Source organism: Paraburkholderia sp. SARCC-3016, from assembly GCF_031119615.1.
Taxonomy (GTDB): Bacteria; Pseudomonadota; Gammaproteobacteria; order Burkholderiales; family Burkholderiaceae; genus Paraburkholderia.
Map to the genome: position 1 here is coordinate 1 of NZ_JAVHZD010000014.1, position 26,767 is coordinate 26,767.

The following is a 26,767-nucleotide window of genomic DNA, read 5'->3' on the forward strand; positions in this document are numbered from 1 at the left end:
CCAAGCGGTCTTAGGAAGACAAAACATTCTACCAACTCCTTGGCTCACAGAACGACATGGCTACGATCCGACTTACGTCGATATCGGCGGACACGTGAAGGCGGGGCAACTGCTTGCCGTGATCGAAACGCCTGAAATCGACCAGCAACTGATTCAGGCGAAAGCGGATCTGCAAACGGCGAAGGCCAACGCCGATCTCGCGGAGACCACCGCGAAGCGCTGGCGCGCGATGCTCGGCACCGACGCCGTCGCGCAGCAGGACGTCGATACGCGCAACGGCGACTATGCGGCGAAGAAGGCGCTCGTCGACGCCGCGCAAGCCAATCTGGACCGGCTCGTCGCGACCAAGTCGTTCGCGCGCATCGTCGCGCCGTTCGACGGCGTCGTGACCGCGCGCGATACCGATATCGGCGCGCTGATCAATGCGGGCAGCGGCGGCGTCGGCCAGGAGCTGTTCCAGGTGTCCGACGTCAGGCAGTTGCGCGTGTACGTGCAGGTGCCGCAGAACTACGCGCCGATCGTGCATGCAGGCACGATCGCGATGCTCACGGTGCCCGCGTATCCGAACGAGCAGTTCCCGGCGCGGGTGGTCGCGTCGGCCGATTCGGTCAATGCAGCGTCGGGCTCGACGCTCGTGCAGCTGCTCGTCGACAACAGCGCGGGCAAGCTGTTGCCGGGCGGCTTCGCGAGCGTGCAGTTCAAGCTGCCGGTCGCGCCGGACGCGTTGCGCGTGCCGGCCAGCGCGCTGCTGTTCGACAGTCATGGTTTGCGTATTGCGACAGTCGGACAGGGCGACCACGTGGTGTACAAGCGCGTGACGATTGCGCGCGACCTTGGCGATGCGGTCGAGATCGGTTCCGGCCTGCTGCCGACCGACCGCGTGATCGATGCGCCGCCCGACGGTCTGGCCGAAGGCGACAAGGTGGCGATTGCAGCCGGCGGCAAGAAGGCGGCTCATGGCTAACATGGTCAACGCCGTTATGCGCAGCGCGCCGCTTGCCGCTGCGGTCGCGATGCTCGTCGCCGGCTGCTCGCTCGCGCCCGACTACAAGGTGCCGCCGTCGCCGGTCGCCGCGCAATACCGGATCACCGGGCCGTGGGTCAGCGCGAAGCCCGGCGACCGGCTCAACCGCGACGGCTGGTGGAACATGTACGACGACGCGCAGCTCGGCGATCTCGAGAAGCGCCTGCTCGAACACAACACCGATCTCGAAGCGGCGTACGCGCACTATCAGCAGGCCCAGGCATTCGTTACGCAGGTCAGCGCGGATCTGTATCCGAGCGTGACGCTGAACCCGTCGCTGTTTCGCGAGCGGCAATCGGCGACGCGGCCGCTGCGCTCGGGCGGTCCGGACTACTACAACGCGATTACGCTTGGCGGCGCGGTCAACTACGACGTCGACCTGTGGGGCCGGGTGCGCGATACCGTGCAGGCCGGCAAGGACGAAGCGCTGGCGACGCAGGCCGATCTCGCGTCGGTGCAGCTGAGCTTGCAGGCGCAGCTGGCCGATAGTTACGTGCAGTTGCGCGGGCTCGATCAGCAGACTGCGTTGCTGCGTCAGACCGTCGTCGCGTTCACGAAGGCGCTGCAATTGACCGAAGCGCTGCATGGCGGCGGCATCGTCGCGGGGCTCGACGTCGAACGTGCGAAGACGCAGCTGTCGTCCGCGCAATCGCAACTGTCGCAGACGCTCGCGCAGCGCGCGTTGTTCGAGCATGCGATTGCGGTGCTGGTCGGCGCGTCGGCGTCCGAGTTCACGCTGCCCGAATCGACGGCGAATCTGCCGCTGCCGGCCATTCCCGTGGGGGTGCCGTCGGTGCTGCTGCAGCGGCGGCCCGACATCGCCGCCGCCGAGCGGCGCGTGGCCGAAGCGAACGCGAAGATCGGCGTCGCGCGCGCGGCGTATTTCCCGTCGCTGACACTGACTGCGCAAGGCGGCCTGCAGAGTTCCGCGTACGCAAGCTTCTTTAGCGCGCCGAACTTTTTCTGGGCCGTCGGTCCGCAGCTCGCGCAGTATATTTTCGACGGCGGTTTCCGGCGCGGCCAGCTCGAAGCGGCGAAGGCAGCCACCAGCGAAGCGGGCGCGCGTTATCGCGGCGTCGTGCTCACGGCGTTCCAGCAGGTCGAAGACAATCTGTCGCTGCTGTCGGATCTCGGCACGGCGTTGCAGCAGCAGAAGGATGCGGCCGCGGCGGCCGAACGCGCGCTTTCGCTTGCGCTGACGCAGTACAAGCAGGGCGCGGTCGGCTATCTCGACGTCGTCACCGCGCAGACCGCCGCGCTCGATGCCGAAATATCGGCGCTTCAGATCCAGACGCGGCAACTGAGCGCCAACGTGCAACTGATTCGCGCGGTCGGCGGCGGCTGGTCGACCGATCAGCTCGAACAGGCGGCGATGGCGCCCGCGCTCGTCGCCGAGGCGGATCAGAAAGCGCCGCAAAACGCCGGCAAGTGAGGCGCCGCGCTCAGTTCGGCACGCTCAGTTTGGCACGCTCATGTGCCGCGCTCAGTGTGCCGCGCTCAGTGTGCCGCGCTCAGTGTGCCGCGCTCAGTGTTCCGCGGTCAGATAATCGCAGCGAACGCATCGCTGCGGAAACGACAAAGGCCCGCGATCAGTTATTTCGCGGGCCTTTGCACGTGTACCGTCCGGCACATCGCTTGCCGACGGCCTACTCGGTACGCGTTGCCTCGAACAGGAACCACGCGCGGCGCTCCGCTTCGTCGATCCAGTTTTCCAGCTCGCTCGCGCTCGCGACATCGCCGGCTTCGTCGCACACTTCGTGCGCTTCGCGCATATGCGCGGCCAGCGCGAGATTGTCGTCGCGCAGTTCGGCGAGCATTTCGTGCGGCGGCACGAAGGTCTGATCGTTGTCGCGCACGCGCTGCAGCTTCGCGATATGGCCGATCGAGCGTAACGTGGTGCCGCCGATCTTGCGCACGCGTTCGGCGATATCGTCGGTCATCGCGAAGATCTGTTCGCCCTGCTCGTCGAGCAGCAGGTGATAGTCGCGGAAATGCGGGCCGGACATGTGCCAGTGAAAATTCTTCGTCTTCAGATAGAGCGCGAACGTGTCGGCGAGCAGCGGATTGAGCGCGCCGGACACATTGGCAACGGCTTCCTGCGAGAGACCGGACGGCGTATGCAGCGGGGCTTTGACTTGCTTGCTTGTGCTTTGGGTCATGGTTTTTTCCTCGATGGAGTGTCGGTTCGAACAAGGTAGCGCGGCCGTGATGTCAGGATACGACTGCGGGGTGCGAGAGCCGGTTGCGGCGGTTCGACTGTCGAGCATCGCGCGACACGCGCGACCGCGTATTGCGGCACGAACGGCGTTTTGCCGATTCGCACGAATCCGGGCGGCGCGCACGATGCAGATTGCGTGCCACTGCGATTCGTCCGATGCGGCCGTCTGCATGTTTGGGTATAGCGGATGCTGAGCGGTCGGACAAGCCCGCGCCGCGCGAACGCACTGTTGCGTTTGCGTCGACGGCGCGGCCACGGAAACTCATCGGGAGGGCGGCAACCATGGCGAACGAGCATAGCGACGAACGTATCCGCGAACGCGCATATCACTTGTGGGAACAGGACGGTGCGCCGGATGGCCGGGCCGAAGAATACTGGGAGAAGGCGCGCAGGCAGATCGACGCCGAAGGCGGCGACGAGCCGGCGCCCATTTCCGCTGATCAATCGAAAAAGCGCACGCTCGAAGACGCCGTGCCGCAGGACGATCCGGACGACACAGCGGGGCAGGCCGCATCGCCGCGTGCAAAGCGGGCCAGATAGTCGACGCACGAGGCGGACAAAAAGCGCGTAAAAAGCGCGCAAAAACGCGCAAACGCGTGCAACATGATTCATCGCGGCATGCGTAAGCGTTACAAACGCCGCGCGGTGCACGGGCCGCGCGGGCTCTTCACCGTGGGAGCGCACCATGACGACGCTGAGGAACACGTTCCACAACGCGCTGCGCAACGATGCGCTGCGCTTCGTCGCCATGCATCCGGCCCGTTTCGTGTGGATTGCGTTGAAGGCGTTCCGTGCGAATCAGGGTTTGCTGCTCGCCGGTGCGGTGGCGTATTACGCGCTGCTGTCGATCGTGCCGCTGCTGATTCTCGTCGCGATTGCGTTCTCGCATTTCGTCGGCGAAGCGAGACTGCTCGATTCGCTTGCGCGCCTGCTCGAGTGGCTGATACCGGGGCAATCGCGCGCGATCGTGAGCGAACTCGCGAACTTTCTTGCGCATCGCAATGTAGTCGGCTGGCTGCTGCTCGTCACGATGATCTTTTTCAGTTCGCTTGCATTCACGGTGCTCGAGAACGCGCTGTCGATCATCTTCGTGCATCGTGTGGCCATCCGGCGCCGGCACTTTCTTGTCTCGGCGATCGTTCCTTACTGTTTCAGTCTTTCGCTCGGCATCGGCGTGCTGATCGTCACGCTCGTCACGAGCAGTCTGCAGGCCGTGGCGACCGATGGTGTCGTGCTGTTCGGGCACGCGATCTCGCTGACCGGCGCGGTGCGTGCGGTGCTGTATCTGCTTGGCGTCGCGGGCGAGGTGTTCGTGCTGACCGCCATCTATCTCGTGATTCCGGTCGGGCGGCCGACGCCGCGTCACGCGCTGATGGGCGCGGTAACCGCTGCGGTGCTGTGGGAGATTACGCGGCGCGTGCTCGTCTGGTACTTTGCGACGCTGTCGCAGGTCAATGTCGTCTATGGGTCGCTTGCGACCGCGATCGTCGTGCTGTTCAGCCTCGAAGCGCTCGCGACATTGCTGCTGTTCGGGGCGCAACTGATTGCCGAATACGAGCGGCTTGGCGCACCTGCGCGTATTTCTTCACCGCGCTCGCCCGAACCGCCTGAGCCGCCCGCACCGATGCATACGCAGTAGCGCGGCACATGGCGCACGGCGCCCGGCACCGCGCCCGGCGCTGATCCATCCGCAAGGCGTTCTGGCGGCGCTGTTCCCGGCGCGACATCGTATGCTACCGTTGCCGCTTTCGCCGCGGGCGGCGTGCGGGCGTAAGCGCGTGTCGCCCCGGCTTCGGGATTCGACGGGAAGGAGACCAGAATGAGAATCGCCGTGATGGGCGCGGGCGCCGTAGGCTGCTATTACGGCGGCATGCTCGCGCGCGCGGGCCACGATGTCGTGTTGATCGGCCGCGCGCAGCATGTCGATGCGATTCGCGCGCACGGCTTGCGGCTCGACACGCAAAGCTTCGACGAATTCGTGCGTGCCGAAGCCAGCACCGAAACGAGCGCTGCAAAGGGCGCGCAGCTCGTGCTGTTCTGCGTGAAGTCCACCGATACCGAAGCTGCCGCGCAGCAGCTGCGTCCGCATCTCGCCGCCGACGCGCTGATCCTGTCGCTGCAAAACGGCGTCGACAATGCGCAGCGCGTGCGCGAGCACGTTGCGCAGCAGGTGGCGGCGGCCGTCGTCTATGTCGCGGCCGGAATGGCCGGCCCCGGTCATGTCAGGCACAACGGCCGCGGTGAGCTCGTGATCGAGCCGTCGCCTGCGAGCGATGCCGTGGCGCGCGCGCTGATCGATGCCGGCGTGCCCACCGAGATTTCCGATAACGTGCGCGGCGCGCTGTGGGCGAAGCTGATTCTCAATTGCGCATATAACGCGATGTCGGCGCTCGCGCAATTGCCGTACGGTCAGCTCGTGCAGCGCGAGGGCGTGACCGGCGTGATGCGCGACGTCGTCGACGAATGCGTCGCCGTGGCGCAGGCCGATCGCGTCGTCATTCCCGGCGATATCGACGTTGCGGTGCGCCGCATTGCCGAGACGATGGCCGGCCAGTATTCGTCGACGGCGCAGGACCTCGCGCGCGGCCGACACAGCGAAATCGATCACCTGAACGGATATGTCGTGCGGCGTGGCGCGGCGCTCGGTGTCGCGACGCCGGCCAATCGCGTGTTGCATACGCTCGTGAAGCTCGTTGAAAGCGGGCAGAGCGGCACGGCCGAATGAACGACGGTGATGCCCGGCCATTCACTGCAATGCGCGGCGATGCATGGCGATGCTTCGTGCTAGCATCGTCGGCCACATTGCTTTTTCTGAACCGGAACCGCGGCACCGGTGTCGCGGTCCCCGCGCCAACGAGGTCCCGATGACTGATTCCACCACTCAAGCCGCCGCTCATTCCGCAGCCACTCATTCCGCAGGCAACCCGGCAATTCACGCTGCGCTCAAACCGGGCGCTGTCGCCGTCATTACCGGCGGCGCCGCCGGTATCGGCCTCGCGGCCGCAAAGCGTTTCGCGCAACTCGGACTGCGCGTGTGCATCGCCGATCTCGGCGCCGAGCGTCTCGCACACGCAGTCGATCAGATCGCCGCAGTCGCCGCACACGGCAACGAAGACGTATTCGCACAGCAGACCGACGTGAGCCGCATCGAAGACGTGCAACGCCTGCAGACGGCCGTGCGCGAGCGCTTCGGCGGCACCGACGTGCTGATGAACAACGCGGGCATTCAGATCGGCAGCACGATGTTCGGTCCTGGCGACCACTGGCAGCGCATTCTCGGCGTCAATCTGTGGGGCGTGATTCACGGCACGCAGACGTTCGTGCCCGCGATGATCGAACGCGGCCGGCCCGGTCTCGTCATCAACACGGGCTCGAAGCAGGGCATCACGACGCCGCCGGGCGACCCCGCATACAACGTCGCGAAAGCCGGCCTGAAGGCTTTCACCGAAGCGCTGCAGCATGAGTTGCGCAATACGGCGGACGGCCGGATCAGCGCGCATCTGCTGATTCCCGGCTTCGTGTTCACCGATCTCACGCGGCGCGAGCGCACCGAGAAGCCGGCCGGCGCATGGACCGCGGAGCAGACCGTCGACTTCATGATGACGCGCCTCGCGGCCGGCGATTTCTATATTCTGTGTCCCGACAACGACGTGCCGCGCTCGCTCGACGAACGGCGCATTCTGTGGGCGGCCGGCGATATCGTCGAAAACCGGCCGCCGCTGTCGCGCTGGCATCCCGATTACGCGGCCGCTTTCGAAGCGTTTGTCAAGCAGCGCTGAGCGGCCGGGTCGCTGCTCGATCGCGCGGCACGCCGACCGGTCGAAACCGATCCACTGAAGGAGAACCGTCTCTTGCCGACCATCAATCCCGAACGCCTGCTCGGCGACCTGCGCACGCTGCGCAGCTTCGGTGCGACCGGACCCGGCGTCGTGCGGCTTGCGTTGTCGCGCGTCGATATCGAATCGCGCCGCTGGCTCGCGGAGCGCATGAGCGAGGCCGGGCTCGACGCGCAGATCGACGGCGTCGGCAATGTGTTCGGCCGCTCACGCCAGGCCGGGCCCGCGCTGCTGATCGGTTCGCATACCGATACGCAGCCGACCGGCGGCTGGCTCGATGGCGCGCTCGGCGTGATCTACGGTCTGGAAATCGCGCGCGCGCTCGCCGAAAGCGACGACACGCGGCATCTCGCGCTCGACGTCGCATCGTGGATCGACGAAGAGGGCACGTTTTCAGGGTTTCTCGGCAGCCGCAGCTTCGTGGCTGGCGAGCACGACGCATCGGTCGACGAAGCAATCCGTTGCGCCCGCAACCGTGACGGGCAGTTGCTGCACGACGCGCTGCGCGCGGCCGGACTCGCGGGACGGCCGCGCGCGCATCTCGAGCGCGGGCGCCATATCGCCTGTTTCGAGCCGCATATCGAGCAGGGCGGGCGGCTCGAAGCGAGCGGTCATGCGATCGGCGTCGTCACGACGATCGTCGGCATGCGCGAACTGCGCGTGCGTTTCACCGGCCAGCGCAATCACGCAGGCACGACGCCGATGTCGATTCGCCGCGATGCGGGCGCGGCGCTCGTCGCGTTCATCGCGCGCATGGACGACGCGTTTTGCGCGCTCGCCGATGCCGATACCGTGTGGACCGTCGGCCGCATCGATCTCGAACCCGGATCGCTGAGCGTCGTGCCCGGTCAGGCGGACCTCCATTTGCAGTTCCGCGACGGCAGCGCCGAACGTCTCGCCGCAATGGAAGCGGCGCTTGCCGCGCTCGTGCGCGAGTTCGACGCGCGTGGGCCGGTCGGCGTCGCGCTTGCCGCGCTCGAGAAAGCGATCGAGCCCGTGTCAATGGACGCTGCATTACAGGAGCACGTTGCCCGTGCCGCGCAGGCGCTCGCGCCCGGCCGTTCGGTGCGCATGCCGAGCGGCGCCGCGCACGATGCGCAGATACTCGCGGCGCATCTGCCCGCCTGCATGATGTTCGTGCCGAGCATCGGCGGCATCAGTCACGATTTCACCGAGAACACGGCCGACGAGCATATCGTGCTCGGTTGCGAGGTCGCGGCCGCTGCGGCGGCGTCGATCTTGCAGGAGGCGGTGGACCGGCGCGCGGCCAGGTAAAAACGCGTAGCGATGTCGGCCGGGGGCGAAATCTTTCGCCCGCGTGTCGACTTCCTGCGGCTTCGTTCGTCGTCTGGTTGAAAGGCCCTGACTCACGCACGTTCGCCGGAGGTGACACACGATGACGCTCAAGCTCTACGCCCACCCTTTCTCTTCGTACTGCCAGAAGGTTCTGGTCGCGCTCTATGAGAACGGCACGCCGTTCGAATGGCGCGAGCTTTCTCCCGACAATCCGCAATCGACCGCGGAATTCGCGGCGCTTTGGCCGATCAGGCGCTTTCCGCTGCTCGTCGACGAGGGTCGCACGGTCATCGAGTCGACCGTCATCATCGAATATCTGGGCCTGCACTATCCGGGCCCGGTACAGCTCGTGCCTGATGATCGCGATGCCGCGATCGAAGTGCGGAGCATGGACCGCTTCTTCGACAATTACGTCTCGACGCCGCAGCAGAAGATCGTTTTCGATGCGTTGCGGCCCGAAGCCGAGCGCGATATGCGCGGCGTCGCCGACGCGCGCGCGATGCTCGACACGGCCTACGGATGGCTCGACCGCACGATGGCGAATCGCACCTGGGCCGCGGGCGAGCACTTCAGCCTTGCCGACTGCGCGGCCGCGCCTTCCCTGTTTTATGCGGATTGGACGCATCGGATCGGCGCCGCATTTCCGAATGTGATTGCATACCGGCAGCGGCTGCTCGCGCGGCCTTCATTCGCCCGCGCGGTCGACGAAGCGCGGCCATACCGGCCGCTTTTTCCGCTGGGCGCGCCAGAGCGCGATTGAATCGTTCAACCCCGCATCGAGCACTTTTACAGGAGACTGATATGGCGAACACTCCAACCCTCGTTCCCGCCGTCGAACTCGCTCAACGCAACACCGTGACGTTCCCGAATGAAAGCGCCGATTACCGGCGCGCCCGCAACGCACTGCTTGCCGAAGAGATCGAACTGCGCCGGTCCATCGAGCGCGTGGCCGCGTTGCGCCGCACCTTGCCGCCCGGCGGCGCGGTGACCGGCGACTATCGCTTCGAAGGCGAGCAGGGCGCGGTCGATTTCGCGGCGCTCTTCGGCGATAAGCAGACGCTGGTCGTCTACAGCTATATGTTCGGTCCGCAGCGCGAGCGTCCGTGCCCGATGTGCACGTCGTTGTTAAGCGCATGGGAAGGCGAAGCGGCCGATGTGCAGCAGCGCGTGGCGATGGCAGTCGTCGCGCGCTCGCCGCTTCAGAAAATACTCGCGTTCACGAAGGCACGCGGCTGGCGAGACCTGCCGTTGTACTCGGACCTGAACGGCAACTTCAGCCGCGACTATCACGCGATCTCGCAGGAAGGCGGCGACGAGCCCGCGCTCAACGTGTTTACGCGTCGCGACGGCACGATCCGCCATTTCTGGGGCGGCGAGATGGGCTTTGCGACGGCTGACCCGGGTCAGGACCCGCGCGGCGCGCCGGACCCGATGCCGCTATGGACCATTCTGGACCTGACGCCCGAAGGGCGCGGGACCGACTGGTATCCGAAACTCGAGTACCGCTAGTCTCCAGCCGGTACCTGCCGCCGTTACCGCGCGGCGCCGCGCGAACATCGGGCATCAAACGGTCCGCGCATAACGCGGCCGCAGCGCGAGCGCGCGGCCCGCGGCGGCCGGCAGCGCATCGGTCGCGACGAGCACCGGCGTATCGGTATGGCGCCGCAGTTCCTTATACAGATTCTCGCGCAAGAAGCTCAGGAAAGACGCCCTCCGGTTACCGACGACAAGCAGATCCGCGCCGATCTCGCGCGCGTGTTCGGCTATCGCGCGGCCGACCGTGACGCCGCTCATCGGCAGCACGATCGAGCGTGCGTCGCCTGCACAGCCGGACCGACGAATCGCCTCGAGGCAGCGCGCTTCGACTGCTTGCCCGTATGCGTCCAGTGCTTCGAATGCCGCGCTGAAGTCGCAGGTCTCGGCGCCCGCATACGGCGGTACCGGATCGACGACATGCAGTGCGGTGACTCGCGCGCCGGTTTCGTGCGCGAGCCGGAGTGCTGCTTCCAGCGTGATCGAATCGGAACGGGTTCCGACTGCTACCAGAATGTGCCTGTACATTTGGGCGCCTCGCTTTCATGTCCTGCCGCAGGATTCCTGGCGATATCTCGGGCTAGCCCGAAGAACTAACCGGGGCTAACCGAGGGGTGACCTGAAACGGTTACCCGAATCCATGACCTGCATGATCGGCGCGGCGAATTAGCGAAAAATTAGAGGCACCCGGTTGCCGCGCATCGCGACGGCCATGCGCGTTGCAACACAACAATTCGACTTCGCGAGCGAGACATTAAGCTTTCGACGCCCGCCCGTTCTGTGCGCGAACGAACATATGGCGTTGCGTGCGAGGAAATTGGGGTCACGCGTATTGCATACCGGGAAAATCCGTTCTCGAAAGTGTTTTATTTGCGGTTTAGCGCGGCGCCGGTCATTGTTTCCTGACCTGAAACGAATTCAGCAAATCATTCATGCGCGAATGTGCGGTTTTGCCGGTGCAACCCGCCTTGTATCCGCTGACGAATCCGGCCCGCTTTTCAACGGACTGTTCATTGATGAAACGCTTTTTGCGGCCGGTCGTGCGCGCAAGCCACCTTCAATGTGTGCGCGGTTTCCCCCGCGCAAATCCTCCTGCAGGAACGCGCGCGGCCGGCCTGGTCATTGCGCTGTGTACGCTGGCGTACTTTCATCGATGAAACGTTTCTTCGGCATGCTCACGAAGCACGTCGATGGCCTGCAATGTTTCCCTTGTCGGCAAAAGGGCGGTATTGCTCTGGCACAGACCTCGCTTATGGGGTGCCCGCGCTAACCCGAGGTATAGCGTTCGAAGAGACACCGGGTAGCGCTGTACATAAACGCCGCACGCGAGACCAGGAATTCCCCGATGTTTTTCAGTCGTGCCAAATATGGCGCGGGGGGTTCTTTTGTCTGGAGCGCGGCTCCGACAAGCGAGGAACCATGAAAAACAGACGCTCTAGCCGACGCATGCGCGCCGCAGTCAAGGCGACTGCCTTGCTGCTGGCGCTGCTCGCGCGCGACTACTGCGCCGCGCAGCCCAGTGCCGCAGCGGATTCACCGGGGAATGTCGCCGAAGGCCAGATCATGACCGAACGCGACCAGATTCGCAGACAGGTATTCGAACTGGCGGACGGCGGCTCGCCGCAGGTCGCGCTTGAACAGGCGCGCAAGCGTCCCGATGCGTTTTCGCGGAAGGACCTGTTGCAGATCGAATCGCTTGTCGTGGTGACCGAAGTGCATTGGGGCCGGCAGCAGGCAATCGCAAGCGACGACCCCGACCGGCTTTCCCAGATGAAGTCGGCCCTGGCTCATATCGACGACATGCTCGCGCGCATTCCCGAGGGCGACGAATACGCCGAAGTTCGCCGCGCCGTGCTTGCCGAGCGGGTCGGTGCATTGCAGGGCGTCGGCCGCATGAAGGAAGCCACCGCGCTCTACGAACAGCTGACGATCTCGAAAGAGCCGCTGCCCGCGCGCACCTATGCGGCCGCCGGCGATGCGTACACGTATCTCGACAAACCGCGGCGCGCGGCACCCGCTTACGAACGCGCGCTGCAAACGCCGGTCGATCCGCTCACGCCCTCGGTCGAGCCGCATGTGTTGAAGCGCATCGACGTGCAGGAAGGGCTTTTCTTCGCGTACCTCGATTCGGGCCGCTACGACAACGCGCAGCAACTGCTGAAGCAGATTTCCGCGAGCACGCCGATTCGCGCCGATCTTTCCGAGCACCCGGAAGACGTCAACGAAGACTATGGCCGCGTGAAAAAGCTGCAGGCGCAGTACCTGTTGTATACGGACCGCACGCGCGAAGGCGTCGAAGCGCTCGACACGCTGCGTCACGAAGCGCCGTTCGACCCCGCGCTGATCAGCGCGCGTTCCGACGCGTCGCTCATTCAGCAGCGGCCGCGCGAAGCCGAAAGGCTCTATGCGGGCACGCTCGTCGACCACCCCGGCGACATCGAGACGCTCGCCGGTCTCGGCGAGACCGCGCTGCAGCTGAATCAGTACGACCGCGCGGCCGAGGTCAATGCGACGTTCGCCGACCAGTTCCCCGACAACAACACAGTCAGGAAATTCCAGCGCGATTACGAGGCCTACAAGAGCCCTCAGCTGATCGTGGCGGCGAACGGGCAGAAGGGCAACTCGGTGATCGCCGACAACGACTGGGGAGTCGACACGCAACTGTATTCGCAGCCCATCGCGAAGTACTGGCGCGTGTTCGCGCATCAGTTCAGCGGCCGCGCGGATACCGGCGACGGCGACAGCGTGAGCCGCGTGCGTAACGGCATCGGCGCCGACTTTCGGCTGAACGGCATCGATGCGGCAGCCGAGGTCGACCATTCGACGGGCGGCAACTCGTACACGGGCGCCGCGGGCACCTTCGGCTACGCGCTCGACGACCACTGGCATTTCCAGGCGGGCTTCGATACGAACAGCAACGGTTTGCCGTGGAAAGCGTATCAGGCCGGCATCACGGGCCGCACGCTCGGCGCGAGCGCGCGCTATTCGGTCGACGACCGCCGCTACTTCGATCTCGCGTATGGCGTCGGCCGCTACAGCGATACGAACCTGAACCAGCAGTGGGCGGCGATCTGGTACGAGCGGTTCCTCAATACGCCGAGTCATCAGATTTCGACGTGGGTCGAGTTCAACACGAGCAGCAACACGGTGACCAATACCGTCTATTTCAGTCCGCCGCGCGAATACACCGCTCAGGTCACCGCGATGTACCAGTGGACGCCGTGGCGCAACGCGGACAAGTCGTTTGCGCAACGCGTGTACGCGACGTTCGGCGGATACCGGCAGAGCAACGTCGGCGACAGCGCGTTGTGGGAAGTGCGTCTCGAGCAGGCATGGCAGCTCGGTACGCAGGCCACGCTCGCCTACGGAATCGGGGTGGCAAGCCAGCGGATGGACCGTACCCGCGAAACCAGCAAGCTGATCTACCTGAACCTCAACATTCCCTTGTGAGCCACCATGGACAAGCTCAATCGCAGACGCTTTCTCGCTTTCGCCGCCGCGCTGTCGGCCGTGCCTGCCGCCCAGGCGGCGCAATCGCGCTTCAACCTCGATCTGTTGCCGCAGCCCGATGCCGACGACGGTCTGACCTTCCGCGTACTCGCGATTCACGACATACGCGACGACCTGCATGCCGACATCGGCTCGGTGGCCGATACCTGCGCGATCAGCACGGCCACGCTGAACATGCTGTTCGCGTGGCTCAAGGGCAATAACTTCCACCCTGTGAGCGTCGATCAGATTCTCGCCTCGCGCAACGGCGGTCCGCGTCTGCCGCCGCGTGCCGTGCTGCTGACCTTCGACGACGCGTACAGGAGCCAGTACACGCGCGCGTTCCCGTTGCTCAAGCAGTACAACTATCCGGCGCTGATCGGCGTGGTCACGCGCTGGACCGATACGCCGGCGGGAGAACCCGTGCGCATCAGCCACAAGTCGGTGATGGAGCCCGGCTACTTCATGAGCTGGGACAACCTGCGCGAAATGGCCGACTCGGGTCTCGTCGAAGTTGCGTCGCACACGCACGACATGCATCACGGCGCGCTGGCGAACCCGCAAGGCAACGAGCTGCCGGCGGCGAGCGCGCACCTGTACTACCCGGAACTGCAGCGCTACGAAACCGACGACGAATATCGCGCGCGCATTCACGGAGATCTCGAGCACAGCGTCGGGCTGATACAGGCGAAGACCGGCGTCAAGGTGCGTTCCGCGGTGTGGCCGTACGGCATGTACAACCAGACGCTGATCGAAGCGTCGCAGGCGCTCGGCATGGGCGTGCATTTCACGCTCGACGACGGCCCGAATACGCCGGACGTGCCGCTCACGAAAGTGCGCCGCCTGCTTGTTTCGTACGACTGGGACGTCGGCACGCTGATCGGCCAGATGCGCGTGGCGCGCGCGTATCGCGGCGAAAAGAATCCGGTGGAGCGCGTCGTCAACGTGTCGCTCGACGAGCTGTACGACCCGGACCCGGCGAAGAGCGAGGACAAGCTCGGCCGGCTGCTCGACCGCATCAAGGATCTCGAACCGAAATCGGTTTATCTGAAAGCGTATTCGGATCCGGACGGCACGGGTGTGGCACGCGCCGTGTATTTCCCGAGCCGCCATATGCCGATGCGCGCGGACCTGTTCAATCGCGTTGCGTGGCAGCTGATCACGCGCGCGGGCGTGCAGGTCTACGCACGCATGCCGCTGCTCGCGTTCCAGTTGCCGGCGGGCCATCCGGCTGCCGGGCGCGTCGTTGAAAACGCGATGGGCAATGCGCGCGTGCAGCGCCTGAGTCCGTTCGACGAAACCGCGCGCGCGACGATCGTCGACATCTACGACGACCTCACGCGCTATGCGAGCTTCAACGGCGTTGTGTTCGGCGAGGACGCGACGCTCAACGAATATGAAGACGTGAGCCTCGCTGCGACCGACACCTATGCGACGTGGGGCCTGCCGCGCGATATCGCGCACATCCATGCGTCCGACGGCCTCATGCGTCACTGGGCGAGCGCCAAGACGATGTATCTGACCGCGTTCACGCAGGAGCTGGCGCAACGCGTGCGCGCGTACCAGGGCGGCGGCAATGTGCTGACCGTGCGCGCGCTGTCGGCCGAAGCCGTATTCGATGACGATGCCGAGCGCCATTTCGCGCAGAACCTCGACGTGTTCGTCACGAACTACGACTTCGTCGCGCTGGCCGCCTTTCCCGATCAGGCCGCAACCCGCGCAGCGGGCGCCGCGGCCGGCCGCGAAGCGCGCGCCACGAACAGCTGGCTCGATTCGCTGACGAAGACGGTGCTCGCGCACCCGAAAGCCGGGACCAAGACAGTGTTCGAGTTGCCGGCTGTCGACCCGGCGACGCAGCAGCCGATTGCATCGAACCTGCTGCGCGCGCAAATGAAGCGGCTCAATGCGGCGGGCGTCGTGCATCTCGGTTACGGGCCCGACAACTTCATCGCAAACCAGCCGGACACCACGATGCTGCGCGATGTGATGTCGGTGCAAAGCACGTTGCGCTCGAACCAGGGGATGCTGGGTTGACCCTACGCGTCCGCGGGGCCGGTCTTCGCGACCGGCCCCCGGGCCGGCCCGGCAAATAGGGGAAAACAATGAAAAACGCGATGGACCTGATTTCGAACTTCGTCTTCTACTATCCGTTGCTGATGGCGTATCTGTGGATGGTCGGAGGCCTGTTGCATTACCTGCTCGTCGAACGCAAGGACGGCGGCAAGCTGGCCGCGCCGGCGCTCACGAGCTATCCGAAGGTGTCGGTGGTCGTGCCTTGCTACAACGAGGCCGACAACGTGCGCGAGGTGATCGCGAGCCTCGACAGGCTCAACTATCCGAACTACGACATTATCGCGATCAACGACGGCAGCCGCGACGAGACCGGTACGATCCTGAACGAGCTCGTCAACGTCTATAAGTCGGAGGCCAAGCGGTCTTAGGAAGACAAAACATTCTACCAACTCCTTGGCTCACAGAACGACATGGCTACGATCCGACTTCGGAGTATCTGATGTGTATCGACGGCGACTCGCTGCTCGACGAGGAAGCGATAGGCTGGATGCTGCGCCATTTCCTCGATAACGCATCGGTGGGCGCGGTGACCGGCAACCCGCGGATCCGCACGCGTTCGTCGCTGCTCGGCCGCATGCAGGTGGGCGAATTCTCGTCGATCGTCGGCCTCATCAAGCGTACGCAGCACATGTACGGCCGCTTGCTGACGGTGTCCGGCGTCGTCTCGATGTTCCGCAAGCGCGCGCTGCAGGAAGTCGGCTACTGGAGCTCGGACATGCTGACCGAGGACATCGATATCAGCTGGAAGCTGCAGGTGAGCGGCTGGCTGATCCACTTCGAGTCGCGCGCGCTGAGCTGGATCCTGATGCCCGAGACGTTCCGCGGGCTATACCGGCAGCGGCTGCGCTGGGCGAAGGGCGGCATTCAGGTGCTGTTCAAGTACGCGGGCGAAGTGCTTTCGCGCCGCAATCTGATGATGTGGCCGATCTTCGCCGAGTATGCGGTCAGTATCGTGTGGGCGTACTGCATGCTGTTTACGCTCGCGATCATGGCCTGCAACGCGCTGCTGCCGATGCCTGAAGCGTGGCGCTTCGGCTTCGTGCCGCGCGGCACCGGCATTTTGCTGTTCCTCACCTGCTGCCTGCAGATTCTGATCGGCTGCCTCATCGATCGCCGCTACGACAGCAACCTCATGCGCTATTTCGCGGACACCGTCTGGTATCCGGCCGCGTTCTGGGCGATCAGCATGATCGCGTCGGTGATTGCTCTGCCGAGCGTCGCGATGAAGCGGCGCAAGCGCGCGCGCTGGATCAGCCCCGATCGGGGAATTCGTGCGGGCACTGTGCTTGCCGCCGGCAGCGCCGCGCCGGAACTCGCGGCACACACGTCGTACAGCAATGCGCTCGAAGTCGATCAGAGCAGCTAACCCCCCACATGGAGGCCAATCATGACTTTCCCGATTATCGACGTATCGAAGCAGTCTGTCGCAGAGTTCGAAACGCAGTGCACGCGTAGCCGCGCGTGGCAGTTTGTCGCGTGGTATCGCGTAGTGCGTCCGCTGCTCGTGTTCGGCATCTGGTTTCTCGCGGTCCGCTATATCCGCTGGTGTCTCGAGCATGCGACACCCGAGGAGGTGTCGCTCGAAGCGTTCGTGCCGATCATCGTCGGCGTGGCGGCGGTCAGCGCAACGCTGATCGTCTGGACCATCGCGCGCCAGATCGACCTGTTTCATTCGGGGCGGCTGCGCCGCATGCATGACGGCGCGCGCGCTGCAGACGCGGCCGCGGCGCCGCTGCAACCGGAGTTGCCGGTCACGCTCGCGGCGGGCCGCTGCCTCGTCGCCTATCACGATGACGACGGGATGATTTCCCGCGTCGTCTCGATGCCTGAATACGCGCGGCAAGCCGCGTGATCATAAGAGGGAGAAAACACTATGTGCGGGATAGTGGGAGCAGTGGCGAGGCGTGATGTCGTGCCGGTGCTTACCGAAGGGCTGCGGCGCCTCGAATACCGGGGCTACGACTCGTGCGGCGTCGCCGTGTTGCAGCATGGCGTGCCGCGCCGCGTGCGCAGCGTCGAGCGCGTCGCGAACCTTTCGGAGCAGGTCGATTACGCAGGCCTGTCGGGCACGATCGGCGTTGCGCATACGCGCTGGGCGACGCATGGCGCGCCGGTCACCGACAATGCGCATCCGATCTTTTCATGCGGCGAAATCGTGCTCGTGCATAACGGCATCATCGAGAACCACGATGCGCTGCGCAAGGAACTGAAGACGCTCGGCTACGCGTTCGACTCGGAGACCGATACCGAGGTGATCGCGCATCTGATTCATCACACGCGCAAGCAGGATCCGACGCGCGACCTGCTCGTCGCCGTGCGGCGCGCGCTGCGCAGGCTGCGCGGCGCCTACGCGATCGCTGTGTTCGCGAAGAGCGACCCGGGTCTCGTGATCGGCGCGCGCGTGGGCTCGCCGCTCGTCGTCGGCCTGACCGACCGCGGCAACTATCTCGCGTCGGACCCGATGGCGCTCGCCGGCACCGCGGACCGTTTCGTCTATCTCGAGGAGGGCGACGTTGCGGTGCTCACGTGCGAAGCGGTGAAAATCGTCGATTGCGGCGGCGAAGTGGTGCGCCGCGACGTGCAGACGCAGCGCGCGAGCCATTTCACGACCGAACTCGGGCCGTACCGGCACTACATGCAGAAGGAGATTTTCGAGCAGCCGTCGGTGCTTGCCGATGCGACCGAGCGTGTCAATGCATTGACGCCGGCGCTATTCGGCGCCAACGCGCAACGTGTGTTCGAGCAGGTCGATTCGCTGCTGATTCTCGCGTGCGGAACGAGCTACTACTCGGCGCTGACGGCGAAATACTGGTTCGAGTCGCTGGCGGGTCTGCCGACGCAGGTCGAAGTGGCAAGCGAATACCGCTATCGCGACAGCGTCGTGAATCCGCGCGCGCTCGTGGTCGTCGTGTCCCAGTCGGGCGAGACTGCCGATACGCTCGCCGCGCTCAAACATGCACAGCAGCTTGGCCACAACCATTCGCTGGCGATCTGCAACGTCGGGCACAGCTCGATGATGCGCCTGACCGACCTGCAGTATCTGACCGGCGCCGGGCCCGAGATCGGCGTCGCGTCGACGAAGGCATTTACGACGCAACTGGTCGCGCTGTTCATGCTCGCCGCGACGTTTTCGAAACAGCGCGGCATCGCCGATGCCGAACACGAGACGCGCTGGCTCGAGCAACTGCATCATCTGCCGGCTGCGGTAAACAGCGTGCTCGCGCTCGAACCGCAGATCGAGCGCTGGGCCGAAGAGTTCGCGCGTCGCGATCATGCGCTGTTCCTCGGGCGCGGACTCCATTATCCGATCGCGCTCGAAGGTGCGCTGAAGCTGAAGGAGATCTCGTACGTGCATGCGGAGGCCTATCCGGCTGGCGAACTGAAGCACGGGCCGCTGGCGATCGTCACGAACGAGATGCCGGTCGTGACGATCGTGCCGAACGATGCGCTTGTCGAGAAACTGAAGTCGAATATTCAGGAAGTGCGGGCGCGCGGCGGCCTGCTCTACGCGTTCGCCGACGAAGATGCGCCGATCGACCGCGAGGAAGGCGTCAACGTGATCCGGCTGCCCGCGCACTACGGGCCGCTGTCGCCTATATTGCATGTCGTGCCGTTGCAACTGCTTGCATATCACACGGCGTGCGTGCGCGGCACCGACGTCGACAAGCCCCGCAATCTCGCGAAGTCCGTCACGGTGGAGTGAGTGAACCTGAACATGCGAAAGGTGCTGGTCGCCGCCGCGCTGCTCGGCGTCTGTCTGTGTGCTCCGCTATCGATGGCGGGCAGCAAAGGCGCGAGCCGCGCGCGGCCGGCGGCCGTCGATCCGCGTTCGTATATGCATGGCATCGGTGCGGCGAGCGACGGGAACGGCAACTTGTGGGTGTTTTTCAGCAGTTCGGGTTTGCCGCCGCGTGGACCGGGGCGCGACCGCAACTGGACGCATGATGTATACGTCGCGCGCTGGTCGCCGCTGCAGCGCAATCTGGAGACGCCGCGCATTTTCATCAGTCGTCCTGAAGCGCAGGAGCCGGTGTCGATCGCGCAGAACGATACGGGCCGCGTGATCGTCAGCTTCGAGGACGGATGGAATACGGCGAGCGAAGTGAACCAGCGTTACGGTGTGTACACGTCCGGGCTCGACGCCGTGAAGGCCTATCCGGTCGACGTCAAAGTGGGCGGGCATTCGGGCCATGTGGCGGCGGTCGGGTCGCGCTTCGTCGTGTTTTACTCCGACGATTGGATCGACGGCGGCGGGGTCGACAATCTCGGCACCGGCAACGGCGTTTATCTGAAAACCTACGATGAGGACGGCACGCTGCTGAAGTCGGTCGACGTTGCGCCGCGCGTGCGCGAATGGTGGCCGATGATTGCCGGGTCGCCCACGCACGCATTGCTGATCTGGCAGCAGTTCGTGCCGGGCGCAACGTACGCGCGGTTGAAGTCGGCCGTATTCGATCCCGAAGACGGCTCGCTCACGGAAGCACGCGTGCTGGCGCCGAGCTTGCGCTATTACACGTATGCGGCCGCGTACGTGCCGGCGCTCGATCGGTTTCTGGTGGTGGCGACGGGCTTCGACGGCAAGGGCTTCGCGCAGTTGATCGACGAAACGGGCGCGACGTCCGCGACGCTCGCGTGCATGCCCGCGTCGGTGCGCGAGTCGAGCATCGCCGTGGTCGGCGATCATGCGTATGTGCCGGCTCAGGACGGGCGTCTGCTCGATCTGAAGCTCGGCGCTTCGTCGATCGAACTGGCCGGCGCGCAGCGTTCGCCGGTCAAGTGGGGCGAGACAGGCAGCATCGGGCTGGTCCGCTCGCCTACCGCGCTGCATTGGATCACGCTCACGCAGCAGGGGCCGAAAGAAGCGGAGTTCGATCTGAAGGCGATGCGGCCCGCGACGGCGGCGGACCGCTGCGGGCGCCAGGCGTTCGGATCGCGTTAGCCCTGGCGAGGCGCGGCGCGCGCGGCGATCGGCACAGGACGCCCCGTTTCGTTGTCGATGCGCCGGAACACGAGTGCCGACACGAGTGTGATCGCCCCGACGCACGCGAAGCTGAGCCTGAAGCCGAGCGCGGCCGAACCCCATTGATCGGTAAACAGATTGACGAGGCCGCCGCCGATCGACACGCCCAGGCCGATCGCGAGCATCTGCACCATCGAAAAGAGGCTATTGCCGCTGCCTGCGTCGGCGATCGTGAGCCCCTTCAACGTTACGCTGTTCATCGCGGCGAACTGCATCGAGTTCGCCGCGCCGAAGATCGCCAGCACGGCGATCTCGATCGCGATCGGCGTGCCGCGCGAAAACAGCGCGAACGCAACGATCGAACTGCCGACGATCAGCGTGTTCACGAGCAGGAACGCTTCGTAGCCGTAGCGCCGGATCAGCGGCGCGATCCAGCGTTTCGCGAGCGTGCCCGCCAGCGCGGACGGCAGCATCATGAGCCCGGAATGCAGCGGCGTATAGCCGAGTTGCAGCTGCAGCAGCAAGGGCACGAGAAACGGCACGGCGCTCGAACCGATCCGGCATACGAGATTGCCGATCAGCCCGACGCTGAAGTTCGGCTCGCGAAAAAGCCCGAGGCGGAACAGCGGATTCTTCGCTTGCCGCGCGTACGGGATATAGACGAGCGCCGCTGCGAGTCCCAGCACGAAAAGCCCTGCCGACCATGCGGCGCGATGCGTCTGCATCGGCACGTCGATCGCAAGCGAGCATGCGACCATGCACAGCGACAGCAGCGCGCCGCCGACCACATCGAACGGCGGCGCGTCGCGCGATGTGCCGTCGGGCAGATAGCGGTTCACCGCGATCACGCCGAGCGCGCCGATCGGCACGTTGATCAGGAAGATCCAGTGCCACGAGAACGCTTCGACGAACCAGCCGCCGAGCGTCGGGCCGAGAATCGGACCGACCTGACCCGCCACCGAGATCAGCGCAAGCGCCGATACGTATTGCTCGCCGGTGATCGTGCGCAGCACGGCGAGGCGCCCGATCGGCAGCAGCATCGATCCCCCGACGCCTTGCAGCACGCGCGCGAGTATCAGTTGGCCGAGCGTATGCGCGCTCGAGCAGCACAACGAACCGATCACGAACAGCAGGATCGCGACGAAATAAACGCGCCGCGTGCCGAACCGGTCGGCGAGCCAGCCCGATGCCGGGGTCAGCAGAGCCATCGTAAGTGTGTACGCGACGACGATCGGCTGCATCGCGAGTGCGGGGACGCCCAGGCTGTGGGCAATAGACGGTAAAGCGGTGTTGACGATCGTCGTGTCCAGCGCTTGCATGAAGAAGCCGGTAGCGACGATCCATAGCAACGCGGTGTGCCTGGAATCTTCGGTCATGGGAAACGATTGGGCGAGCATGCGTCGCGCCGTGGGCTAGCCGAAGAATGCGTTGCCCGGGACCGGCGGGAGGGGGCGGATCGCGACGCAACTTCGGCGGAAGTGTCGACATTTTAGCGGGAATCGCGCTTATGGAAAACCCGCTTAACACAACTCGAACAGTCAGAAGCATCTCTCATCAACTGTTGAATAGTCTTATTGAGAGCTGTTCTCATTTGTGGCACAGTCTGCTTTCGATTGACTAACAATGAGGTTGCAAATGCTCAAACTGATTACGGTGATCGCGGCGCTTGGTTTTTCGGGGGCCGCGTTCGCGAAGGCGGACTGCACCGCGCATCCGAAAGACGAATGGATGAAAGAGTCCGACGCTCGCGCCCAGCTCGAAGGGCAGGGCTACAAGATCAGGAAATTCAAGGTCGACGGCCACTGCTACGAGATCTACGGCACCGACAAGGAGGGCAGGAAGGTGGAAATTTACTTCGATACGAAAACGCTCGACGTCGTGAAGTCGGAGATCGATTGAAGCCGGCGAAATCGAGCGTGCGATAACTTTTCCTGATGCCCGCGATGTCCGACACTGCTCGAATCCGCGTCTGGGACTGGTGGGTGCGTGTCACGCACTGGGTCGTCGCGGGCATCGTGATCTGGAATCTGTTCGGTCCGACCGATCCGCTGCATCGGAAGCTTGGCTATGCGGCGGCTGCATTGGTCGGTGCGCGTTTCGTGTGGGGCGTTGTCGGCACGCGTTACGCGCGCTTTTCCGCGTGGTGGCCCGCACGTTCGCGCCTGCTTGCGTATCTGCGCTCGCTGGCATCGGGCCGGCCCGCGCATCATCTGTCGCACAATCCGCTTGGCGCATTGATGGCGCTGACGATGTGGGCGCTGGTCGTCGCGCTTGCATTGACGGGCTGGCTGATGCGCCTCGATGCGTTCTGGGGCGAGGACTGGCCCGCGGAAATGCACACGCTGCTCGCGGTCGCGCTCGAAGTCTGCGTATGTGTCCATATCGCCGCTGCGATCGTGATGAGCGTCTGGACACGCGAGAATCTGATCGCCGCCATGTTGACCGGCTATAAATGCAGGCACGCGCGCAGCGATGCGCGGCGAAACAGGGGGCGGTGGGATTGACGAAGGCAGCATGGCGCGCATTGCGTGTGCTGCCTTGTTATTTGCGGCTGGGCGCTGGTGAGGGCGGCCGCGTTCAGTTGATACGTTGCGTCGTGTCGATGCGTGCTCGAGTTACTGCGCCGAAGTGCCCGGTGCGACGCCGCCATAACTGCCGGCGGCATTGTTCATTTGCGCTGAGCCCGACGCTTCGATGCGGCGTTCAGTGGCTTGCAGATGGTCCGGATAGGTCACCTTTTCGCCGTTATAGCCGGCGGCCGACAGTTGCGCGAGTTCCGCATTGACCTGGGCGCGCGTCACTCTTGACGATTGCGCATGCGCGCCGAACGAAACGAATACGAGCGCCGATGCGCAGACAGCAGCGAGACGGATGTTTTTCATCAGATTCTCCTTTCCTCAAAGCAGTTGCAGGTACAACGATGACGAGGGGCCAGCCGTCGTCGTCGCCTATGCCCTCGATGGGACATCGTGTCGACGATAGCGCGGCCTCTTTCACAACACTTCAAGGAACGAATGCTTCCCGTCGAATCGCACGCGCTTCGTGGGGCGCATCACGCGGCCGGCATTGCGCGAAATCGCGTTGACCGAAGCGAAAGGCACAACGTCGCGTCCCGTATTCGTGCATGCAAATTTGATCTGGCGCAAACAACGCGCCGATTCTGTGACGACCCGTCGTCACATCGTTCTACACATCGTGGACGCGCTGCCGTAAACCCGAAGAGAACGGATTCATTCCGTAGCGCGCGACCTTTCGTTGCGCTTTCTCTTCCTGAGGGTTTTCATGTTCAGAAATATCACGATCCGTATCCGTCTCGCTCTTGCGATGGGATTTCTCGGCTTGCTGATGATCGTCGGCGCAATCCTCGGCGTCGTCGGCATCGCGATGAGCAACAACGATCAGAAGGAGCTGTATACGGATCAGCTCGCGTCGGCGATCGCACTCGGCAAATACGATTTTTACGTTGCACGCGGACGCCTCGTGCTCGATCGCATCGCCGCGCAGCCCGATAGCCCGGACGTCGCAAATCTGCGGCAGCGCGCGAAAGAGCAGTTCGACACTGCCGACAAGGCATGGCAAACCTACCGCGCCCTGCCCGCAGCCGCCGACGAGATGCGCCTGAGCGACGAGGTTGAAGCGAAGCGTGCCGAAGCGATGTCCGGACCGGTCGCGCAGGTCTACGCGGCGATCGATCGGCACGATGCGGCGGCCTTGAGCGATCTGATCTCGCACAGGATGACCGCGCCTTTCAACGAGGTGACCGACCGCACCATGCAACTCGAGGCGATGCAGGCCGACCAGGCGCGCGCGCTCTACGAGGCGGCGCAAAAGCGTTTCGACGCGATTCTCGTGATCGCGGCGGCGGGCCTCGCCGTCGGGCTCGCGATGGCGGTGTTCGCCTGGTATACGCTGCAGAAATCGATCGCGGGGCCGCTCGGCGAGGCGTTGCTGCAGTTCCGCCGGATCGCCGACGGCGACCTGAGCCATCGCATCGAAGTGCGCTCGCGCGATGAAATGGGCCGCCTGATGGAAGGGCTGCAGACGATGCAGACGAGGCTTACCGAGACGATCACCACGGTGCGAGACAGCGCGCAGTCGATCGCCACGGCGACCAAACAGATCTCGGCCGGCAATATCGATCTGTCGCAGCGGACCGAGGAGCAGGCCGCGTCGCTCGGCGAAACCGCTTCGAGCATGACCGAACTGACGTCGACCGTGCGTCAGAACACCGAGAACGCGCGTCAGGCGACGAACCTCGCGCGCGAGGCGACGAGCGTCGCCCAGACGGGCAGTGACGTGATTTCACAGGTCGTGTCGACGATGGACGAGATCAACGGCAGCTCGCAGCAGATCGCCGACATCATCGGCGTGATCGAAGGCATCGCGTTCCAGACGAATATTCTCGCGCTGAACGCGGCGGTCGAAGCGGCGCGCGCGGGCGAGGATGGGCGCGGCTTCGCGGTCGTGGCCGGCGAGGTGCGCACGCTCGCGCAGCGCAGCGGGGCCGCGGCGAAAGAGATCAAGGCGCTGATCGACAAATCGGTCGAACGCGTCGGCAACGGCACGCAACTGGTGGGCCGCGCGGGCAGGACGATGGACGAGATCAACGAGGCGGTGCGGCGCGTGACCGAGATCACCGTCGAGATTTCCGCGGCATCGGAAGAGCAGAGCGACGGGATCGAGCAGGTCACGCAGGCGGTGACGCAAATGGATTCGGTCACGCAACAGAATGCGGCGCTCGTCGAGCAGGCGGCGGCCGCGGCGGCGTCGTTGCGCGAACAGGCCGAGCGGATGAACGGCGTGGTCAGTGTGTTCAGGACCGGCGCGCAGGCGTTCTAACGAAAAGGGCCGCTGCCCATGATGAGGCAGCGGCCCTTCGTAGCGGTGCGATCGGCGGTGCCGGCCTTTTACCGTTCCGCTTCCGCGCTCATGGCGCGCTCGCCGATCGACTCGTGAATGCTCTCGAGATAGCGTTGCGCGTCGAGCGCGGCCATGCAGCCGGTGCCCGCGCTCGTGATCGCCTGACGATAGACGTGGTCCTGCACGTCGCCGGCAGCGAACACGCCCGGCACACTCGTCGCGGTGGCGTTGCCCTGCAGCCCGCACTTCGTGATGATGTAGCCGTTCTTCATCTCGAGCTGCCCTTCGAAGATGTCGGTGTTCGGCTTGTGGCCGATCGCCACGAAGAGGCCTTGCAGTTCGATATCGGTCGTCTCGCCTGTTTGCGCGTGCCTGATGCGGACGGCGTTGACGCCGCCGTCGTTGCCCTTCACCTCGTCGAGCACATGGTTCCATTTGATTTCGACGACGCCTTCCTTCTCCTTCTCGAGCAGGCGGTCGATCAGGATCGGCTCGGCGCGGAACTTGTCGCGGCGGTGAATGACGGTGACCTTGTTCGCGATGCCGGCGAGGTACAGCGCTTCTTCGACCGCCGTGTTGCCGCCGCCGACCACGGCCACGTGCTGCTGCTTGTAGAAGAACCCGTCGCACGTCGCGCACGCGGACACGCCGCGGCCCATGAACAGCTCCTCGGACGGCAGACCGAGATACTGCGCCGACGCGCCCGTCGCGATGATCAGCGCATCGCACGTGTATTCGCCCGAATCGCCGATCAGCCGGATCGGCTTTTCATTGAGCTTCGCGGTGTGGATATGATCGAAGATGATCTCGGTGTTGAAGCGCTCGGCGTGTTCGAGGAAGCGCTGCATGAGCTCCGGACCCTGCACGCCGTTCGGATCGGCCGGCCAGTTCTCGACGTCGGTCGTGGTCATGAGCTGGCCGCCCTGCGCAAGACCCGTGACGAGCACCGGCGACAGATTGGCCCGCGCCGCGTAGACCGCCGCCGTGTAGCCGGCCGGGCCGGAACCGAGAATCAGGACCTTTGCATGTTTTGTCGTGGATGCTGGCATGATCGAAATCCGTAAAAAGCGTTCGGCCCGCGGGTGCAAGGCCGGTATCAGCACTGTTGCGCAGTAGATAGGAACCAAACCGGCATTATAAAGGTCGCCAGGTCTGCCCGCCTCATCGCGCTTTGCAATCGCGACGATAGCGCCGCGGGCCTGCGAAAGCGCTGTTTTGTGCGGCGATGCGATGCGCAACGACATAAAGCGGGCACACGGCGGGTAAAAACGGCACGAACGCGGTACAAGGGTGTTGTCCGTTACCGTCACTTACAGCCTTGCGCCGGGCAGTGCGTTTACAATAGCCCTCGATCAACGACCGGCGGCCCGAGCCGCAGGGCACGCGGCCTGACAGGGCGAAGCGGGAACTCGACGAGCGGGGACTCGAGCGCGTGCCCTGAGCGCATGCCCTGAGCGCGGCACCCCGGGCGCCGGTCG

22 protein-coding genes and 1 pseudogene are annotated in these 26,767 nt (G+C 64.7%); 18 read left to right on the forward strand and 5 right to left on the reverse strand.

The window, feature by feature from the left end:
- Both QYH69_RS15365 and QYH69_RS15370 read left to right on the forward strand, forming a co-directional pair.
- Positions 1-964 (forward strand): efflux RND transporter periplasmic adaptor subunit (locus QYH69_RS15365; RefSeq protein WP_308832725.1); only part of this gene is annotated, 964 nt, incomplete at its 5' end.
- Between the two features lies 1 nt (position 965).
- Positions 966-2,456 (forward strand): efflux transporter outer membrane subunit, encoded by a 1,491-nt coding sequence (locus QYH69_RS15370; protein WP_308832878.1) that lies wholly within the window; start codon positions 966-968, stop codon positions 2,454-2,456.
- A gap of 214 nt (positions 2,457-2,670) precedes the next feature.
- Here the strand turns inward: QYH69_RS15370 and QYH69_RS15375 are convergent, their stop codons facing one another.
- Positions 2,671-3,183 carry a Dps family protein gene (locus tag QYH69_RS15375; RefSeq protein ID WP_075157940.1) on the reverse strand — a complete coding sequence of 171 codons (513 nt, stop codon included), beginning with the start codon at positions 3,181-3,183 and terminating at the stop codon, positions 2,671-2,673.
- Positions 3,184-3,524: 341 nt separating this feature from the next.
- Between QYH69_RS15375 and QYH69_RS15380 the strand changes: the two genes are divergently transcribed.
- From QYH69_RS15380 to QYH69_RS15410, 7 genes are all read left to right on the forward strand, one after another.
- Positions 3,525-3,782: a DUF2934 domain-containing protein gene (locus QYH69_RS15380; RefSeq protein WP_308832726.1), complete on the forward strand. Its 258-nt coding sequence runs from the start codon at positions 3,525-3,527 to the stop codon at positions 3,780-3,782.
- Between the two features lie 145 nt (positions 3,783-3,927).
- Positions 3,928-4,881, forward strand: coding sequence for a YihY/virulence factor BrkB family protein (locus tag QYH69_RS15385; RefSeq protein ID WP_308832727.1), 954 nt, complete (start codon positions 3,928-3,930; stop codon positions 4,879-4,881).
- A gap of 180 nt (positions 4,882-5,061) precedes the next feature.
- Complete coding sequence (locus QYH69_RS15390) at positions 5,062-5,967, forward strand: ketopantoate reductase family protein (RefSeq protein WP_308832728.1); 906 nt, start codon at positions 5,062-5,064, stop codon at positions 5,965-5,967.
- 139 nt (positions 5,968-6,106) lie between these two features.
- Entirely contained in the window at positions 6,107-7,021 is a 915-nt protein-coding gene (locus QYH69_RS15395; protein WP_308832729.1) for an SDR family NAD(P)-dependent oxidoreductase, read from the forward strand.
- Positions 7,022-7,093: 72 nt separating this feature from the next.
- Complete coding sequence (locus QYH69_RS15400) at positions 7,094-8,353, forward strand: Zn-dependent hydrolase (RefSeq protein WP_308832730.1); 1,260 nt, start codon at positions 7,094-7,096, stop codon at positions 8,351-8,353.
- 121 nt (positions 8,354-8,474) lie between these two features.
- Positions 8,475-9,134 (forward strand): glutathione S-transferase family protein, encoded by a 660-nt coding sequence (locus QYH69_RS15405; protein WP_308832731.1) that lies wholly within the window; start codon positions 8,475-8,477, stop codon positions 9,132-9,134.
- 41 nt (positions 9,135-9,175) lie between these two features.
- Positions 9,176-9,883, forward strand: a complete 708-nt coding sequence (locus QYH69_RS15410; RefSeq protein WP_308832732.1) for a DUF899 family protein — start codon at positions 9,176-9,178, stop codon at positions 9,881-9,883.
- A 54-nt stretch (positions 9,884-9,937) separates the two neighbouring features.
- Here the strand turns inward: QYH69_RS15410 and QYH69_RS15415 are convergent, their stop codons facing one another.
- Positions 9,938-10,435: a universal stress protein gene (locus tag QYH69_RS15415; protein WP_308832733.1), complete on the reverse strand. Its 498-nt coding sequence runs from the start codon at positions 10,433-10,435 to the stop codon at positions 9,938-9,940.
- An 891-nt stretch (positions 10,436-11,326) separates the two neighbouring features.
- On the opposite strand from QYH69_RS15415, the gene pgaA reads away from it, so the two are divergent.
- The 6 genes and pseudogenes from pgaA (at position 11,327) to QYH69_RS15445 (ending at position 20,408) form a co-directional block, all read left to right on the forward strand.
- On the forward strand, positions 11,327-13,357 hold the full coding sequence (pgaA, locus tag QYH69_RS15420; RefSeq protein WP_308832734.1) for a poly-beta-1,6 N-acetyl-D-glucosamine export porin PgaA: 2,031 nt from the start codon (positions 11,327-11,329) through the stop codon (positions 13,355-13,357).
- A gap of 6 nt (positions 13,358-13,363) precedes the next feature.
- Positions 13,364-15,430, forward strand: a complete 2,067-nt coding sequence (pgaB, locus tag QYH69_RS15425) for a poly-beta-1,6-N-acetyl-D-glucosamine N-deacetylase PgaB (RefSeq protein ID WP_308832735.1) — start codon at positions 13,364-13,366, stop codon at positions 15,428-15,430.
- A gap of 68 nt (positions 15,431-15,498) precedes the next feature.
- Positions 15,499-16,835 (forward strand): annotated as a pseudogene (pgaC, locus tag QYH69_RS15430) (poly-beta-1,6-N-acetyl-D-glucosamine synthase).
- 21 nt (positions 16,836-16,856) lie between these two features.
- Positions 16,857-17,321, forward strand: a complete 465-nt coding sequence (locus QYH69_RS15435) for a hypothetical protein (protein WP_308832736.1) — start codon at positions 16,857-16,859, stop codon at positions 17,319-17,321.
- A 21-nt stretch (positions 17,322-17,342) separates the two neighbouring features.
- Positions 17,343-19,172 carry a glutamine--fructose-6-phosphate transaminase (isomerizing) gene (glmS, locus tag QYH69_RS15440; RefSeq protein WP_308832737.1) on the forward strand — a complete coding sequence of 610 codons (1,830 nt, stop codon included), beginning with the start codon at positions 17,343-17,345 and terminating at the stop codon, positions 19,170-19,172.
- Positions 19,173-20,408: a hypothetical protein gene (locus tag QYH69_RS15445; RefSeq protein ID WP_308832738.1), complete on the forward strand. Its 1,236-nt coding sequence runs from the start codon at positions 19,173-19,175 to the stop codon at positions 20,406-20,408.
- Here QYH69_RS15445 and QYH69_RS15450 read toward each other — a convergent pair.
- On the reverse strand, positions 20,405-21,805 hold the full coding sequence (locus tag QYH69_RS15450; protein ID WP_308832879.1) for a DHA2 family efflux MFS transporter permease subunit: 1,401 nt from the start codon (positions 21,803-21,805) through the stop codon (positions 20,405-20,407). The two genes, QYH69_RS15445 and QYH69_RS15450, sit on opposite strands and share 4 nt — an antisense overlap.
- A 259-nt stretch (positions 21,806-22,064) precedes the next feature.
- Here QYH69_RS15450 and QYH69_RS15455 point away from each other — a divergent pair, with 259 nt between their 5' ends.
- Together QYH69_RS15455 and QYH69_RS15460 are read left to right on the forward strand one after the other, a co-directional pair.
- Entirely contained in the window at positions 22,065-22,328 is a 264-nt protein-coding gene (locus QYH69_RS15455; protein ID WP_308832739.1) for a PepSY domain-containing protein, read from the forward strand.
- 44 nt (positions 22,329-22,372) lie between these two features.
- Positions 22,373-22,933 carry a cytochrome b/b6 domain-containing protein gene (locus QYH69_RS15460; RefSeq protein WP_308832740.1) on the forward strand — a complete coding sequence of 187 codons (561 nt, stop codon included), beginning with the start codon at positions 22,373-22,375 and terminating at the stop codon, positions 22,931-22,933.
- A 111-nt stretch (positions 22,934-23,044) separates the two neighbouring features.
- Here the strand turns inward: QYH69_RS15460 and QYH69_RS15465 are convergent, their stop codons facing one another.
- Positions 23,045-23,311, reverse strand: a complete 267-nt coding sequence (locus tag QYH69_RS15465) for a DUF4148 domain-containing protein (protein ID WP_308832741.1) — start codon at positions 23,309-23,311, stop codon at positions 23,045-23,047.
- Positions 23,312-23,711: 400 nt separating this feature from the next.
- Here QYH69_RS15465 and QYH69_RS15470 point away from each other — a divergent pair, with 400 nt between their 5' ends.
- Positions 23,712-25,268: a methyl-accepting chemotaxis protein gene (locus tag QYH69_RS15470; RefSeq protein WP_308832742.1), complete on the forward strand. Its 1,557-nt coding sequence runs from the start codon at positions 23,712-23,714 to the stop codon at positions 25,266-25,268.
- Positions 25,269-25,336: 68 nt separating this feature from the next.
- Here the strand turns inward: QYH69_RS15470 and trxB are convergent, their stop codons facing one another.
- Positions 25,337-26,338 carry a thioredoxin-disulfide reductase gene (gene trxB / locus QYH69_RS15475; RefSeq protein ID WP_308832743.1) on the reverse strand — a complete coding sequence of 334 codons (1,002 nt, stop codon included), beginning with the start codon at positions 26,336-26,338 and terminating at the stop codon, positions 25,337-25,339.
- Positions 26,339-26,767: the final 429 nt, after the last annotated feature.

What these genes read in the sequence shown, in the direction of transcription:
- QYH69_RS15410 (WP_308832732.1), top strand. Translation starts at nt 9,176, where the DNA reads ATGGCGAACACTCCAACCCTCGTTCCCGCCGTCGAACTCGCTCAACGC.
- QYH69_RS15405 (WP_308832731.1), top strand. Translation starts at nt 8,475, where the DNA reads ATGACGCTCAAGCTCTACGCCCACCCTTTCTCTTCGTACTGCCAGAAG.
- QYH69_RS15455 (WP_308832739.1), top strand. Translation starts at nt 22,065, where the DNA reads ATGCTCAAACTGATTACGGTGATCGCGGCGCTTGGTTTTTCGGGGGCC.
- QYH69_RS15465 (WP_308832741.1), bottom strand. Translation starts at nt 23,311, where the DNA reads ATGAAAAACATCCGTCTCGCTGCTGTCTGCGCATCGGCGCTCGTATTC.
- QYH69_RS15380 (WP_308832726.1), top strand. Translation starts at nt 3,525, where the DNA reads ATGGCGAACGAGCATAGCGACGAACGTATCCGCGAACGCGCATATCAC.
- QYH69_RS15390 (WP_308832728.1), top strand. Translation starts at nt 5,062, where the DNA reads ATGAGAATCGCCGTGATGGGCGCGGGCGCCGTAGGCTGCTATTACGGC.
- QYH69_RS15385 (WP_308832727.1), top strand. Translation starts at nt 3,928, where the DNA reads ATGACGACGCTGAGGAACACGTTCCACAACGCGCTGCGCAACGATGCG.
- glmS (WP_308832737.1), top strand. Translation starts at nt 17,343, where the DNA reads ATGTGCGGGATAGTGGGAGCAGTGGCGAGGCGTGATGTCGTGCCGGTG.
- trxB (WP_308832743.1), bottom strand. Translation starts at nt 26,338, where the DNA reads ATGCCAGCATCCACGACAAAACATGCAAAGGTCCTGATTCTCGGTTCC.
- QYH69_RS15415 (WP_308832733.1), bottom strand. Translation starts at nt 10,435, where the DNA reads ATGTACAGGCACATTCTGGTAGCAGTCGGAACCCGTTCCGATTCGATC.
- QYH69_RS15460 (WP_308832740.1), top strand. Translation starts at nt 22,373, where the DNA reads ATGTCCGACACTGCTCGAATCCGCGTCTGGGACTGGTGGGTGCGTGTC.
- QYH69_RS15375 (WP_075157940.1), bottom strand. Translation starts at nt 3,183, where the DNA reads ATGACCCAAAGCACAAGCAAGCAAGTCAAAGCCCCGCTGCATACGCCG.
- QYH69_RS15450 (WP_308832879.1), bottom strand. Translation starts at nt 21,805, where the DNA reads ATGACCGAAGATTCCAGGCACACCGCGTTGCTATGGATCGTCGCTACC.
- QYH69_RS15395 (WP_308832729.1), top strand. Translation starts at nt 6,107, where the DNA reads ATGACTGATTCCACCACTCAAGCCGCCGCTCATTCCGCAGCCACTCAT.
- pgaA (WP_308832734.1), top strand. Translation starts at nt 11,327, where the DNA reads ATGAAAAACAGACGCTCTAGCCGACGCATGCGCGCCGCAGTCAAGGCG.
- QYH69_RS15435 (WP_308832736.1), top strand. Translation starts at nt 16,857, where the DNA reads ATGACTTTCCCGATTATCGACGTATCGAAGCAGTCTGTCGCAGAGTTC.
- QYH69_RS15470 (WP_308832742.1), top strand. Translation starts at nt 23,712, where the DNA reads ATGTTCAGAAATATCACGATCCGTATCCGTCTCGCTCTTGCGATGGGA.
- QYH69_RS15370 (WP_308832878.1), top strand. Translation starts at nt 966, where the DNA reads ATGGTCAACGCCGTTATGCGCAGCGCGCCGCTTGCCGCTGCGGTCGCG.
- pgaB (WP_308832735.1), top strand. Translation starts at nt 13,364, where the DNA reads ATGGACAAGCTCAATCGCAGACGCTTTCTCGCTTTCGCCGCCGCGCTG.